We start from the raw sequence: 13,313 nt of genomic DNA, 5'->3' as shown, positions 1-13,313 counted from the left end.
ATATTCCTTTCTCGCATCAACACATGCACCCGCCCTTAAACCGGCGGGTGTTTTCATTTATGGAGACAACATGCAACCAGAACCAGACGTACTTACCGACCATACCGATATTATTTGTTCCACCAGCATAGAACGCATCGTCACCGGACGTGATGCCGCATTGGTACGGATTGGGCAATTGATTCAGCAGCTCAACACCATTTCTCAACTAACTACAGGAATTGGTGGTGGCAACGCTCCAGACTGGGCGATGAAGCAAGGACATCGCTATGACTGCTGGCTGATGGAAAAACCGGAGAAAGCGTTGCCAATGATCACCCGCAATATTGACCGTAGCCTGTGGCGCGATCTGATGCTGAGATCCGGCATGCTATCGCTGATGGACGCTCAGGCCCGTACGCAGTGGTATCAGAACCTGGAAGATGGCGACCTTCCGGCCATCAGTGAAGCCAACATTCTCAGCACCTTTGAACAGTTGCACCAGAGTAAAGCGGGAGTGTTTGAGCGTGGCATCATCAACGTGTTTAAAGGACTGTCATGGGATTACAAAACCAACAGCCCGTGCTTCTTCGGCAAGAAGATCATCATCAATAATCTGGTGACGCACAACCGTTGGGGCTACAGCCTGACGTGGGGATTTCGTCGCGATCAATTAGCAGATCTTGAACGGATGCTGTTTTTACTGGATGGCAAAGCGATACCCGATAATCGAGGTGATGTTTCCATCAACCTGATGAATCATATCCGCGATAACCCCGGCAAGGATGTTTATGAAGATACGTACTTCTCCATCCGCTACTTTCAGAAGGGCACCGCGCATCTCACCTTCAAGCACCCTGAGTTAGTGGATAAGATGAACGACATCATTGCTAAGCACTATCCCAGAATGCTGGCGACACATCGTTAAGTCAGTTAAGATTCGAGCTCTGCTCACGCATAAAATTTTTCGTTAAAACGGCTAAGATTTTCTTTTAGGCCCAACGATAGGCCCAAAAGAAAAGTTGAACCAACATTTAGCCAATAGTAAACAATGATTTAATTGCTCGGTTCAGACTCCACCAGCCTCCGCAGAAGTCCTGAAAACCCGCAAGGTGAAAGCTTTTCGGGCTTTTTTGTGCCTTCAGAACCACCTGGTCTGTGAAAGTCAGATGACAGCATCCTCTTCAGGTTTATCGGAGCTTCTCTCTGGACGATGAAGTATCTGACTTGCCGCGAATACGTGTTCCACTTCTGTCGGGTCCTGGAGACATTAGACACAGTTTGGAGTAGAAAAAAGATATAGTAATACTGCGATTCTCGTTTCTGCCAGAGTAGGTAAAATGGAAGATAAACTCAGCCTTACCAAAGATAAAATTCTGGCGGGAATTAATCAGCCAACCGGAAAGAGTCTTTTCATCAATAAGCAAATTAACCAGGTTAATGCTATTTAACTCATCAGAATGGCATGCAGCCTTGCCAATTGCTCCTGCCAGATATCAGGGTTAGTTTTTTTAAATTTCGCCAGATTGAGGAGCTTCCATTTCACCGATGGGTAATTCTGATAATTGTAAATTGACCAGTCAGGCTCCAGCCGATCCAGGCTCAGCAAAAACGTCTTATCATCATCGTTAAGTTGGGTCTTCACGAGATCGACTAATCGTAGCCGGGTCGTTTCATAATCCCGGTAGCTGAATGCAACAGCACTCATCCCTTCGAACTGGTTCTCAAAAGCACTGCGCTGATCCAGCAAATTCGGATCAAGCATTTCACAGAGTGGCCGGTTGCTGCTTGCCAGACCAAAAATCAGCCCCTGCTTTATTTCTTCGGTAAAACCTTCGGCTTCAAGCAGCAACTTCACATCAAAAAAATCGCGGGGATGCTGGCGATCTAACGCCGCACACAGTTTTCCGCCATACAGTTGAGCCATCGACACCACAGGCATGCTGCAAAAGGCATCAAACTGTTCCTGAGCTGAATCACATAACGGCATCTTCATACTGTTGCCCAACAAACCGCGGCCAACCGGATTCACTTCGATTTTGATGATGATTCCATTCTCGCTAATCTGAAGTTTCCATACATCTGCGCGATGTTGAATATGAATAGCAGGACGTAAGGCGGTGACTCGCTGGTTGATACGCGCCAGCGCTGCATTGATTGCTATTAAAGACTGTTCCCTTTCCGCTATTTCAACATAGGTCAGGTCGATATCGACGGATAGCCTCGGCATATCACGCACAAATAAATTAATTGCCGTGCCACCATGCATTGCGAAGCACTCTTCCTTTGCTACTTCTGGCAGTATGTTCAAAAGTAGCTGAACCTGTTTCCTGTAGGCTTCCTTCATATGACTGATTCCAGTTCCTTTGGCACAGTTATCTGATATTCAGGTATATACACGCCACCTTTAACAATGGCTCGCTTGCCGGCTCCCAGGTCGATTTTATCCAGATCGATGTGATTAAACCATTCGTGACCAGCTTTATCCGCGAGGTACAGAAACAGGCGCTTTACCTTGACGGAGGAACATCCCTCCAGCAGCTTCTGCACGGTAACCGGTCGCAAATTATTGAGCCCTTCCATCAACTCATACACTTCCATTAACGGTTGATATTTAGGTGCCAGATACAGGCATTCCATAATCGCCCGGGCAGGGCCGGAAACTTTTACACTGAAACCTTTATATTCCACTGCAACCAGACCCGCTCCCGACGGCAGAAAGCTGGAAAGCTTGCAGTCAAGACTCATCCCCCAATCCTGGCTCTCAAACCACTTTGGTAACTTTTCACCCGTCGCCCCAAAAAGCTGCGCTTTTTGACCGGCCAATGCCAGGTAATGAGCCTTACCCTGTAAAGAGAGCGCCGTCTTTGCCGCCGGATGGATTGATAGCCCAAGCTGGGATTGCAATGCATAGACGCCCCCCAAATAGTCCACCTGGTCGCCATTACGTATCACCGCGCCTGAGCCAATTGATTCAAGCCATTTTGTTTTTTTGTAATGCTGTTGTAAATCAAGGCTATAGCCCTGTTTTGCCAGCCATAAGGAGGTGAACACCGCCCCGGAAGGGAAAATGCTTATCAGTGAGTTTATTTTTGATCGTACTTTCGTATTCATACTACTTTTATAGTAAAAATTTTAAACCAACACAACATAAGAGTTTATTTAACACCATATTTAAGTATCATTACTACCAAAATAATTAAATTTATAAACTAAATGGCGACATGGAATCATGCAGTTCGCGATCCTGGGATCCTGCGATCATGAATGCAGGCAACTCAGTCACTGAGGTAGAAACCGATCACAACATCTTTAGTAATGCTGCCAGAGGGTGAAAGCGCGCGTTGGTAGCCGTCTCGAAGTGTGTACAGAACCAGACCTTCAGGTACCTGTTCTCAAAGGTTAAACAGTTGTACCACACCGTAAACGGCGTGCTCCCTTTCAGGCTGCGGAGACGTTTTTGTCACTACCCGAAGGCGTTTCTTACCGGTCACTCATATCATCCTGATAGCGGAGACATTGGATGGCTGTCGATGACAGCAGGTTTTCGTGGTCAAAAATACGACAAGAAATTTTTAGCATCAGGATGCTTTGCACAAAAGTAAACTTCCGCTGTTGCACAACGTTTAGCTTGTACGTAAATGATGAGTATACGGAGACGGTATCACGTGCGAAATATCGACCGTCTCACGTGCTTTACTCAAATCGTAGGTGGCCTGCATTGATAGCCAAAGGCTGGCGGCAATACCTAAGCCTGCTTCGAGCCGCAATGCCATTTCCGGACTAATCGCTGTTTTACCTGCGGCAGCCTTGCTTAAGGCAGGTGGCTTCGTCGAGTGCCAGCAACCTCAGTTTGATGCGCTCAGCGTCTTTTGCCTGTACTCCGCTGGTGTCACCTTCTCGTAGCGCTTTTGTAATCCCTTGTGCTTCCAGCTTTTGATTACGAGCACGTCTCCATGTTTTCCAACAAGCAACACTCTGCATCGATACATCGTTCAGAAAATGTTCTCCCCCATTTGGGATATCATCTTATCCTCAAGCCAACACCTGTAGTGATCTTCTTTTCCGAGCCGCAGCCTCAGGAACGCGATAAAAGCCACCGGTATCGATCTGGCTAAATCTGTCTTTCAGGTAGGTAGCTGGATAAACGAAGGAATAAAACAGTTAAGGGATTTATAACCGATCGGTCTAACGTTGATCACTTTCAGTCAATTTCCTGTTGCTGATTATTATTCGCCAACTAAGTAGTAACCTATTGATTAAAAGGCATTATCCCCGTTTGTTATAGTTGTTGCGGCTTGCATAAACATAACGTTTTTGTTATGTTTTGAGCGATAGAATGCACTATTGATTACTACAGCGAAGACGTTCGATACGATATCGATCATTGGCCGTTGTCTTTGCGAGCCCGGTATACCCGGCTTACCGAACGTATGACCGTATACGGTGGTAACCTCGGTGAGCCACACACCAGCGCCTTCGGAAATGGACTTTTCGAACTTCGGGTAAAAGGTAACGAAGGGATTGGACGTGTATTCTTTTGCGCGGTAGTGGGAAAGCGAATTGTGATGCTGCATAGCTTTATCAAGAAAACCCCAAAAACGCCGCGCAAAGAACTCAGCATCGCTGAAGCCAGATTGAGAGAGGTAAAAAATGAACGCTAAACGCATACCGCCAACCAAAACCCATGCCGAAATGGTCTCTGACTGGATGGAGCAACCGGAATTCAAGGCTGAATATGAAAAGCTGGACGGGGAATTCGCCCTGCTTGATGAGCTGTTGGCCGCACGTAAAAAAGCCGGCCTCACCCAGGCGCAAGTCGCTGAGCGAATGGGGACCAAAGCAACGGCGATTACCCGGTTGGAAAGCGGTTTAGCCTCCGGTACACAAGGACCGTCTTATAACACGCTGAAAAAATATGCTGCTGCGGTAGGGAAAAAACTGCAAATCCGTTTTGTATAATGACTCTCAGGGATTAGCGTTGCTCCATCTGACCGTCGGCTAAGAGCTATGAGTTCAACGGGAGCAGGTCAGTCTGACCTGCTTCCAGCTTTTGATTACGAGCCCGTCTCTGTGTTTCCCAACAGGCAACACTCTGCATCGATACGTCGTTCAGAAAATGTTCTTCCCACCATTTGGGATATCATCTTATCCTCAAGCCAACATCTGTCGTGATGTGATGGACGTCCCTCCCTCAGAGCAAGCCCATGCTTCACCGCTGGTGAATGACGGTCTTCACTCTGCAAGTTATTTATCACCGTCCAATTAATTGTTTTAAATAAAAAATAATTAAAGGTGAACAATGTGAAGGATAAATCCAAAAACAATTTTTTTTTGGTAAAATTGAAGTCTTTACTCGGACCCTGCCATTTTTTCCGTATCGTCATCTTTGTTATTGATACGAAAAGCGGCTGAAATAAGGTATAAAGCCGCATGAAAATCCCAAACAGAATCCAGCCCCTGGTCGATGATGGCCTGATCGACGATGTGCTTCAACGACTGAAAAGCGGTAAAGAAGCAGACGTTTACACCGTTTTATGTGGTGACAAGATCCATTGTGCCAAGGTTTACAAAGAAGCAACGCAGCGTAGCTTTAAGCAGGCCGTGCAGTACCAGGAAGGGCGTAAAGTCCGCAATAGCCGTAATACCCGTGCCATGCAAAAAGGCTCAAAGTTCGGACGTAAGCAGCAAGAGGAGTCCTGGCAAATGGCGGAGGTCGATGCGTTGTTCCGTCTGGCTAATGCCGGGGTTCGCGTGCCACAACCCTATATTTGTGTTGACGGTGTGTTATTGATGGAGCTGGTCACCGATGCAGAAGGCGCGGTGGCTCCACGTCTTAGCGATGTGATCCTGACGGAAGAAACGGCCGTTGCTGATTTCGATACGATGATCCGCAATATCGTGCGCATGTTGTGTGTCGGCATTGTCCATGGTGATTTATCGGAGTTTAACGTGCTGCTCGATGCGCAAGGACCGGTAATTATCGACTTGCCACAAGCGGTAGACGCCGCCGCCAACAACCTTGCGGAATCAATGTTTGAACGTGATGTGAATAACATAACCGCCTACTACGGCCAGTTCGCGCCACAATTACTGCAAACACGCTATGCGAAAGAAATCTGGATGTTATATGAAGACGGAAAATTAACACCAGAAATACCGCTAACCGGTCTCTTCGTTGAAGAGGCTCATGAAGTGGATATGGGTTCACTGATGGATGAAATCATTGCGGCGGAAGACGAGTTTTACGAACGTCAGCGGGCAAGCAAAGAACGCGATGATTAATACCGGGAAAGCGCCCCGGCGGGCTATCCGCACGGTGTGGAGTGGCCAGCCAGCGGAGCATCGCCAGTGACCACCCGTGCAGTGCAGAAGAGTTGCCTGCATGTGCAGGCAGCAAAGGAAGGAATTAGTGTTTTTCACCAATGGGCAGAATTGTGCGACCGAACTGCTCGTTCAGCACTTCACCCATGGCCAGGTAGATAGCGCTGGCGCCGCAGACCAGACCAATCCAGCCGGCAACGTGAACGATGCTCTCATTATCCACCAGATGGCCAATCGCCAGCAGGGCAAACAGCACGCTCAGGCTGAGGAACACGAACTGCAGCGCGCGGTTGGCTGCCAGGGTGCCAAAGAACATAAACAGAGTGAACACCCCCCACAGTCCGAGATAAACACCGAGGAAGTGCGCGTTTGTCGCCTCTGCCAGTCCCAGTTTCGGCATCAGCAGAATGGCGACCAGAGTCAGCCAGAAGCTACCGTAAGAGGTAAAGGCGGTTAAACCAAAGGTATTGCCCTTTTTATATTCCAGCAGTCCCGCGCAAATTTGTGCAATACCGCCGTAGAAAATACCCATCGCCAGGATAATGCTATCGATCGGGAAAAGTCCGATGTTGTGCAGGTTCAGCAGAATGGTGGTCATGCCAAAACCCATCAGACCCAGCGGAGCCGGATTAGCTAACTTAGTGTTGCCCATAAGTCCTCAAAAAATCATTATTAATATGTTGAAATGGCTAAACCCACGCCAACTTTCCCTGGCAGGGCGCGAAATCATAATCAGAGCTATCGGCAGCGTCTTTGATCTAAGCAGGGTGAAATTAAAGATATCTTATCCTTTCTCCGCTGATGGATGCCGTTACCGCCTGGCCGGCTCCCTGCTGATTAAGCCTGATCGCGAATATCGGCCAGTGATAATCAGGAAAATAACCCGCTTTGTCTGGTTTCTGTCGCCAACCGGGCAAAAGCCATCCAAATCCGCCACGTAAATATGCCGCGTGCTGCGCAAGCGCTGATGGTCGCTTTGAAGAGAGTGATGGGCATTAAAATCCTGCACAGGCAGTCGCTGGCAGAAACACCGCCGCCACGGTGCAATGCCTTATTTTTCGGCTCAGGCCGTGGCGTTTGTCGTGCCGCTTAGGGGAAAAATCAGAACGGGAGCCATAAATAGCCCCCCGGTTGGGATAGTGGAAATACCGTCGACGCCATCCTGCCAGTTAGCTGGCAGGATATATTTCAGCGGCGTTCGGCACTATTCAGCGCGGTTTTCAGTTGATCTTTGGTCATCCGCACACAATAGGCGGGCATTCCGCGCTCAAAGCGCCACCCCTCGGCGAGGGGACCGGCATCAAGCGCATCAAAACCAAATGCTTCATACAGACTGCTGGCAATATCTTTACCCTGAGCATCATCACCGGCAAGCGGTAATGCCCGTCGTTCAGGTGAGCCGGAGGGAAGTCCATCACTTTCAAGTTGTGTCATCGGAATGGCATTAAATGCCTTGGTGATCTTCGCTGCCGGTAAATAGCTGGCGAGAAGTTCACTGGTGGTAGTCTGCCGCGCCTCCAGGACCTCTACTATACCGTCCCGATCGGGGTAGTAATTGACGGCATCAATTACCTGTTTTCCCTGCAGTGGCTCTTTTGGCAACTGCCCGATGGCAGTAAGCGGAACCGCGATAATAACCATATCGCCAAATCTGGCCGCATCGGTTGCTGTACCTGTCTCACAACCAATCATCGGGCCGAGACTGAAAAGAGTCTGTGGCCCGCGGGAATTACTGAGCATAACCTGGTGTCCCGACCTGATGGCCAGCTTAGCAATCGCCCTGCCGACAAAGCCGGCACCAATGATACCGATTTTCATCATTTACTCCTTACTGGATTATCAAAACAGGAGTAGCTTAATTAACCACAAAACAAAGATAAATCGTCTTACAGCACATAGAAAAACAACCAAATGGAGCGAATCATGGACAGGCTGACCAGTATGCAAATCTTCGTCAGGGCTGCTGACCTCGGTTCCTTTGCTGCGGTAGCAGATGCGCTGCGGATATCGCCACAAATGGTCGCCAAACATATTGCTGCGCTTGAAACGCGCCTCGGCGCGAGGTTAATTAACCGCACCACCCGGCGCCAGAATCTGACGGACATCGGACGCAGCTATTACGACCGTTGCAGGATCGTGCTTGCTGAAGCAGAAGCGGCCGATGCCATTGCTCTGGAGATGAATGCCACCCCTTCGGGAATAATCAGAGTCAATGCGCCGGTGACGTTTGGATCCTACGTTCTTTCTCCTTTTATCACCCATTACCTGGGGTGCTATCCGGAAACCCAGGTTGAACTTACCTTAAATGACCGCATCGTCGATCCTATCGAGGAAGGATTTGAAGTGATTATCCGCATCGGTGAACTGGCGGACAGTTCAATGGTGGCATGGTCACTAAAGCCTTACCGGCTGATAGCATGTGCTTCACCGGCATATGTTGCACACTATGGTTTGCCGGAAAAGCCTGCCGACCTGCAACACCACGCCTGCCTGGTGTATGGCATCTGGTCACCCTCAATGCCGTGCCGCTGGATTTTTCAGCAGCAGGGAAAAACTGAAGAAGTCAGACCTGAAGGCCGCTTCCGCTCAAATGACTGGAAGGCACTGTTGCATGCGGCAGTTGAGGGATATGGCGTGACACTCGGCCCGGAAGACGTGCTGCGCAAGGAAATTAATGAGGGGCGTCTGGTGCAGGTGCTACCCGGCTATGAAGGCCCGGCACGTCCGATGCATGTGCTGGTCCCCACCGGGCGCAAACAGACGGTCAAAGTACAATGTTTTATTGATGCACTGAGGAAAAGTTTCGCTGCCGGCAGCTAACTCAATAAGTGGTGATTATTAGCGGCAAACGGTCGGCTATTCCCGCTCTTACCGCGCGCAAAAACCAGAGGCAGGCCTCATTTTATTATTCATATCGGGAATAGTGTATCCGCAACTTACCGGAGGATATCCCTATGAAAAAGTTACTGATATGTTGCATATTTGGCAATACCGCTACCGCCCTGGCGAAAAAAATGCAGAAAGTAGCCAGTGAGCGCGGCTATCACATTCAGATCAGCGCAGTCGGGATTGATAACTTTGCCAGCGTGGCGCCTGCATTCGATTGCTTCCTCGTCGCTCCACATATTCAATATAAAATGGGCGAATTAAAAAAAGCCATCAAAGAAGGACAGCATATTGAGATCATCGATGGCTACTCTTATGCCTGGATTGATGCGGAAAAAGTCCTGACATTTGCCGTGGAACAGATGGCGGAGCTTGCCGAATAACGACAGTATTTAACGGCTCTGATGATCTGAATAATCTTCTGCGGTGAACACTCAGGGATGCGTCAGCGCTGTTCCGGCGGCGAAATGTAGTGTGCCCGCCGGGTAGTAAACGCCAGCCAGCGGCAGGCATCCGCTGGCTGAATGGCACTTCAGATATGACTACCAATCGACAGGCAGCCGGATAAAAGAAAAACCGCCGCCAGACTGATTGTTAATACAACTTTTTTCATCGACATCCGCTCTACTCCCTCTTTATCTTCAGACCGTTAAGCTGACTTAAAACAGCGAAACACATCCGGTCAGCATAAAAACGGCAACCACACAGCCCAATAACAGCGTACTTTTCATCTGGCCTCCGACATGATGTTATTCATAAATAAACCGTACTGTACGGTTTATATTTGATCGTAATCAGTACCGGGGTCAAGGTGTATTTATCCGGGTTGCCGGTAGCGTGCGGAGCGGAGCGGGTGCGGGACGGGGCATCGGTCCGGGAACCGGGGGCGTTCGCTGCTCCGAAAGCATAAAACGATTAATTTAGCAGTTTAATCAGATCGCGCCGGATATCCTGACGTCGTCCGTGGTCGGCAATCTCCAGGCCAGCACGGGGAGCTGCCTGTAATGCCTTCTGCAGATAAATGCGAGCCTGGGTTTTATCACCCTCCCGCCCGTCAATACGCTGCGCCAGTCCGCTGAGCGAAGAAAAACAGTTATCCTGTTTCACCTCAGCGGTACGGTACTGGCAAACGGCCCACGGCTTTTGCAGTTCATTCAGCGGTGCGCTTTGCGCCAGCAGGCAGCATGGCCACCCGGGAGCAAAAATAACGGCGATCGGCAGAAGTTTCATTTCGCCTCGCCGGTGACGGACAGACGAGCATAGCGGCGGATCATCGCCACTTTACGGCTGATGGCATTGTCGACCAGCCATGGAAACAGCGCATTAATCTTGATAAACAAACGTTCCGGCCAGCCAAAGTGGCTGCGCAGGTGCTCTTTTTCAATAGCCCTGACAATCCCCAGCGCGACCACTTCCGGCGTATCGGTACTGTTACCCAGTGCACGATTCATCGCGGTCGCCGCCTGTGAATTAATTGAGGTTCGCGTACTGCGCGGCGCGGTATACAGCACCTTAATACCGTGACCATGCAGTTCACGCCCCAGCGCTTCACTAAAACCGCGTAAAGCAAACTTGCTGGCACAGTAAACGCTGTAACCCGGGTAGCCAATATCCCCCATCACCGAACCAACATTAACCACCATGCCATTACTGTTAAAACGTCCCAGCAACTGACGGGTAATCAGAATCGGCAACTCCACATTGACGCGAATCTGCTCGCGGATCTCCTCAACCGACTGGCTCTCCAGCAAGCTAAATTTATTGACCCCGGCGTTATTAATCAGAATATCCAGACGCTGTGAACCGCTAAGCTCTTCCGCCAGCATGGCAATTTCGCTGTCGCTGTAGTCACGAAACAGCAATACACGGTGACGCGAAGGATTATTCAGCGAAGAGAGCAGCAAACGCAGCCCCACTTCATCACGTCCGGCAAGAAACACACAGGCGCCGCGCCGCGCCAGCTCGATGGCCAGCGCACGACCAATCCCGCCGCTGGCGCCGGTGATTAATACATTTTTATGCAACAGTTTCATTGTGCAACTCCTGCCAGATTGCCAACCGCCTGTGAATGCTGTCAGCGCCGCTATATTTTTGTCGTTGTGGGTAAAAACGCATGACTTACTCCCCGGAGGCCCGTTGTAACAGTGGACCAAAATGCTTATAGATTGCCGATCGACGCGGGCGGCCATTCGCCGTCAACAACTCTGCGGACGAGATCCCCTCGGTAAAGATCAGCGTTGGGATCGCGGCATAATCCGGTAATCGAGCGGAGAGTACGCGCAGTTGCTCGCGCGCGACCATTTCTTCGCCGGCACGGGCGTGTACCAGAGCAACATTGGTCACCAGCCCGTTACCAAATACCACTACGCGGATAACCGCCGGGCAAAGCATCGCCTCTGCTTCAATCCACTCAGGTGAAAAGTTGCGGCCAAAGGCATTAACCTGAATATTTTTTATCCGCCCGGTAATATGTAAGTACCCCTGCTCATCAATAGTGGCCGCATCGCCGGTACATACAACGCCGTGGTGCGGCGCTTCGCCGAGGTAACCCAGCAGCTGACTACTGCTGCTCACCAGCAATTCATTTTTATCCCCCAGCGCAAGCTGTATGCCCGGTAATGGACGCCCAACGCTACCCGGCAGATCATCATTAGGGGTATTTATCGCCACCACTGAGCCACACTCTGCCAGGCCATACCCTTCATAGATTGGCAACCCAAGCGCGCGGGCAAACAACAATAACGCCGGTGCTATTTTGCCGCCGCCGACGGCGACAAATTGCAACTCAGCCACGGCTTGCGGGCAGCGTGAAGCAATCAGCATCATCATTCGCAGCAGTTCCGGTACCAGTACCAGACTCTGTGGCTGCCATTGCTGCAACGCCTGCTGAAACACATCGGTATCAAACTGACCAGAACCATTAAAACCAGTCTGTGCCGCCGGTAACACCACCATCTCGACGCCAAGGAGCAGCGGGACGTATACGCCGCACAGATTTTCCATCAGCGTGGCCAGTGGCAGCGTCACCAGGTGGCGTGCAATCGCCAGATTGTTGATTTTATTGCTCAGCGCCCGGGCAGTCAGCGTCATCCCGGAACGACTCAGGCAGACACCTTTTGGCGCAGCGGTGGTGCCGGAGGTAAAGGTAATTTTGGCCGTGCCGGCGGGCAATGCCGGCGGCTGCGCCAGAAAGCGGCGTCGCAGCGTTCCCAGTTCACAGCTATCTGTTCGCCAGCCGGGCTGCGGTGAACCCCCCAGCTGTGCATCGGCCCCGCTGCTCTCCAGTAACCACTCCAGCTGCTGCTGGCTAAAAAAATCAGGTACCGGGATCGTCACAATCCCGGCTTTCAGACAGGCCAGATCGGCAATCACCCACTCCGGGCCATTCTCCAGCGCCAGCGCCAGACGATGGATCCCCTTCTGTTGCCATTCACTGGCGGTGCTGTTCACGGCATCATGCAGTTGTTGCCAGGTCAGCGTTCGATCCGCGCCGGTTAATGCCGGCGCATGCGGTGTTTCGCGCATATGAGTTTCAAGAGCAACCAGCAACATAATATGACCCCTTATTCCGTGACCAGCCCAGAGCAGGAAGCGCAGCAAACAGTTGCAGCAACCGGTTTTAATGCCTGAGGCCCGCCATCAACCGCGGTAAAGTTACCAACCCCGACCATCTGCGGTGGCAATCGCTGCGCGTGAAAAAAGTGCGGCAGCGTCTGCTCCGGCGGTGTGGCGAGATAATGTTCAGGATGTAGTGTGGGAGGTGTGGGTTTAACTTTAACCTGGTGAAATTCATCATCCCGCGGCGATCGCGGGCAAAAAAAAGCCCTGGATAATCATGGTTATCCGAAATATCCAGGGCAGATTGCGTCAGCAGGTTATCAAGAGAGTATAAAAAAACCAAAGCTACACCAACATCACACTTTCACATCGTTACAGCTACATCAGGTGCTAAGAAATTAATGTTCCCCTGGTGAGGATTTTTTTGTAATGCATACCTGGTATTGATCAAAATGGTTATTACAGCTTTATATTGTTATATACACATCACTAACTAATAATTTTTAAAGTTTCCCTGGTGAGGATTCTTTGTAAACAACATCTGACATGCAGAAAAATAGTTTTTA

General features: G+C 50.2%; 13 protein-coding genes. 6 read left to right on the top strand and 7 right to left on the bottom strand.

The genetic code is table 11. The annotated features are described in order from the left end of the window. Positions 1-70: 70 nt before the first annotated feature. Positions 71-907 (top strand): DUF4942 domain-containing protein, encoded by an 837-nt coding sequence (locus JWF83_RS05670; RefSeq protein ID WP_413649230.1) that lies wholly within the window; start codon positions 71-73, stop codon positions 905-907. 519 nt (positions 908-1,426) lie between these two features. Here JWF83_RS05670 and JWF83_RS05665 read toward each other — a convergent pair. Next, the gene (locus JWF83_RS05665) at positions 1,427-2,326 is read right to left on the bottom strand and encodes a nucleotidyl transferase AbiEii/AbiGii toxin family protein (RefSeq protein WP_413649229.1); all 900 of its coding nucleotides are present in this window, start codon (positions 2,324-2,326) and stop codon (positions 1,427-1,429) included. After that, a complete protein-coding gene (locus JWF83_RS05660; RefSeq protein WP_413649228.1) occupies positions 2,323-3,093 on the bottom strand; it encodes a type IV toxin-antitoxin system AbiEi family antitoxin in 771 nt (256 codons plus the stop codon). Before JWF83_RS05660 ends, JWF83_RS05665 begins: the two co-directional genes overlap by 4 nt. 1,319 nt (positions 3,094-4,412) lie before the next feature. Between JWF83_RS05660 and JWF83_RS05655 the strand changes: the two genes are divergently transcribed. The 3 genes from JWF83_RS05655 to JWF83_RS05645 all read left to right on the top strand — a co-directional run bounded on the left by JWF83_RS05655 (position 4,413) and on the right by JWF83_RS05645 (position 6,264). Beyond that, positions 4,413-4,643 (top strand): type II toxin-antitoxin system RelE/ParE family toxin, encoded by a 231-nt coding sequence (locus JWF83_RS05655; RefSeq protein ID WP_413649227.1) that lies wholly within the window; start codon positions 4,413-4,415, stop codon positions 4,641-4,643. After that, complete coding sequence (locus JWF83_RS05650; protein WP_162368404.1) at positions 4,633-4,941, top strand: helix-turn-helix domain-containing protein; 309 nt, start codon at positions 4,633-4,635, stop codon at positions 4,939-4,941. Before JWF83_RS05655 ends, JWF83_RS05650 begins: the two co-directional genes overlap by 11 nt. A 471-nt stretch (positions 4,942-5,412) precedes the next feature. After that, entirely contained in the window at positions 5,413-6,264 is an 852-nt protein-coding gene (locus JWF83_RS05645) for a PA4780 family RIO1-like protein kinase (protein ID WP_413649226.1), read from the top strand. Positions 6,265-6,388: 124 nt separating this feature from the next. On the opposite strand, the gene satP is transcribed toward JWF83_RS05645, so the two are convergent. Beyond that, complete coding sequence (gene satP, locus JWF83_RS05640; protein ID WP_413649225.1) at positions 6,389-6,955, bottom strand: acetate uptake transporter; 567 nt, start codon at positions 6,953-6,955, stop codon at positions 6,389-6,391. Positions 6,956-7,491: 536 nt separating this feature from the next. Further along, the gene (locus tag JWF83_RS05635) at positions 7,492-8,121 is read right to left on the bottom strand and encodes an NADPH-dependent F420 reductase (protein ID WP_413649436.1); all 630 of its coding nucleotides are present in this window, start codon (positions 8,119-8,121) and stop codon (positions 7,492-7,494) included. A 105-nt stretch (positions 8,122-8,226) separates the two neighbouring features. Here JWF83_RS05635 and JWF83_RS05630 point away from each other — a divergent pair, with 105 nt between their 5' ends. Next, on the top strand, positions 8,227-9,123 hold the full coding sequence (locus tag JWF83_RS05630) for a LysR family transcriptional regulator (protein ID WP_413649224.1): 897 nt from the start codon (positions 8,227-8,229) through the stop codon (positions 9,121-9,123). Between the two features lie 134 nt (positions 9,124-9,257). After that, complete coding sequence (locus JWF83_RS05625) at positions 9,258-9,572, top strand: PTS sugar transporter subunit IIB (RefSeq protein ID WP_413649223.1); 315 nt, start codon at positions 9,258-9,260, stop codon at positions 9,570-9,572. Positions 9,573-10,104: 532 nt separating this feature from the next. On the opposite strand, the gene JWF83_RS05620 is transcribed toward JWF83_RS05625, so the two are convergent. The 3 genes from JWF83_RS05620 to JWF83_RS05610 form a co-directional block, all read right to left on the bottom strand. Further along, positions 10,105-10,419: a hypothetical protein gene (locus JWF83_RS05620; RefSeq protein ID WP_413649222.1), complete on the bottom strand. Its 315-nt coding sequence runs from the start codon at positions 10,417-10,419 to the stop codon at positions 10,105-10,107. Then, positions 10,416-11,222, bottom strand: a complete 807-nt coding sequence (locus JWF83_RS05615; RefSeq protein ID WP_413649221.1) for an SDR family oxidoreductase — start codon at positions 11,220-11,222, stop codon at positions 10,416-10,418. Before JWF83_RS05615 ends, JWF83_RS05620 begins: the two co-directional genes overlap by 4 nt. 85 nt (positions 11,223-11,307) lie before the next feature. Continuing rightward, positions 11,308-12,741, bottom strand: coding sequence for an AMP-binding protein (locus tag JWF83_RS05610; protein ID WP_413649220.1), 1,434 nt, complete (start codon positions 12,739-12,741; stop codon positions 11,308-11,310). Positions 12,742-13,313 lie beyond the last annotated feature (572 nt).

Origin of the sequence: Pantoea sp. B65, from assembly GCF_047308185.1 — a bacterium.
In the GTDB taxonomy this organism is placed as follows: domain Bacteria; phylum Pseudomonadota; class Gammaproteobacteria; order Enterobacterales; family Enterobacteriaceae; genus Erwinia.
This window is presented reverse-complemented; position numbering and strand designations above follow the sequence as displayed.

Excerpts from the sequence above, each read along its gene's own strand:
- JWF83_RS05670 (WP_413649230.1), top strand. The coding sequence starts at position 71 with ATGCAACCAGAACCAGACGTACTTACCGACCATACCGATATTATTTGT.
- JWF83_RS05665 (WP_413649229.1), bottom strand. The coding sequence starts at position 2,326 with ATGAAGGAAGCCTACAGGAAACAGGTTCAGCTACTTTTGAACATACTG.
- JWF83_RS05660 (WP_413649228.1), bottom strand. The coding sequence starts at position 3,093 with ATGAATACGAAAGTACGATCAAAAATAAACTCACTGATAAGCATTTTC.
- JWF83_RS05655 (WP_413649227.1), top strand. The coding sequence starts at position 4,413 with ATGACCGTATACGGTGGTAACCTCGGTGAGCCACACACCAGCGCCTTC.
- JWF83_RS05650 (WP_162368404.1), top strand. The coding sequence starts at position 4,633 with ATGAACGCTAAACGCATACCGCCAACCAAAACCCATGCCGAAATGGTC.
- JWF83_RS05645 (WP_413649226.1), top strand. The coding sequence starts at position 5,413 with ATGAAAATCCCAAACAGAATCCAGCCCCTGGTCGATGATGGCCTGATC.
- satP (WP_413649225.1), bottom strand. The coding sequence starts at position 6,955 with ATGGGCAACACTAAGTTAGCTAATCCGGCTCCGCTGGGTCTGATGGGT.
- JWF83_RS05635 (WP_413649436.1), bottom strand. The coding sequence starts at position 8,121 with ATGAAAATCGGTATCATTGGTGCCGGCTTTGTCGGCAGGGCGATTGCT.
- JWF83_RS05630 (WP_413649224.1), top strand. The coding sequence starts at position 8,227 with ATGGACAGGCTGACCAGTATGCAAATCTTCGTCAGGGCTGCTGACCTC.
- JWF83_RS05625 (WP_413649223.1), top strand. The coding sequence starts at position 9,258 with ATGAAAAAGTTACTGATATGTTGCATATTTGGCAATACCGCTACCGCC.
- JWF83_RS05620 (WP_413649222.1), bottom strand. The coding sequence starts at position 10,419 with ATGAAACTTCTGCCGATCGCCGTTATTTTTGCTCCCGGGTGGCCATGC.
- JWF83_RS05615 (WP_413649221.1), bottom strand. The coding sequence starts at position 11,222 with ATGAAACTGTTGCATAAAAATGTATTAATCACCGGCGCCAGCGGCGGG.
- JWF83_RS05610 (WP_413649220.1), bottom strand. The coding sequence starts at position 12,741 with ATGTTGCTGGTTGCTCTTGAAACTCATATGCGCGAAACACCGCATGCG.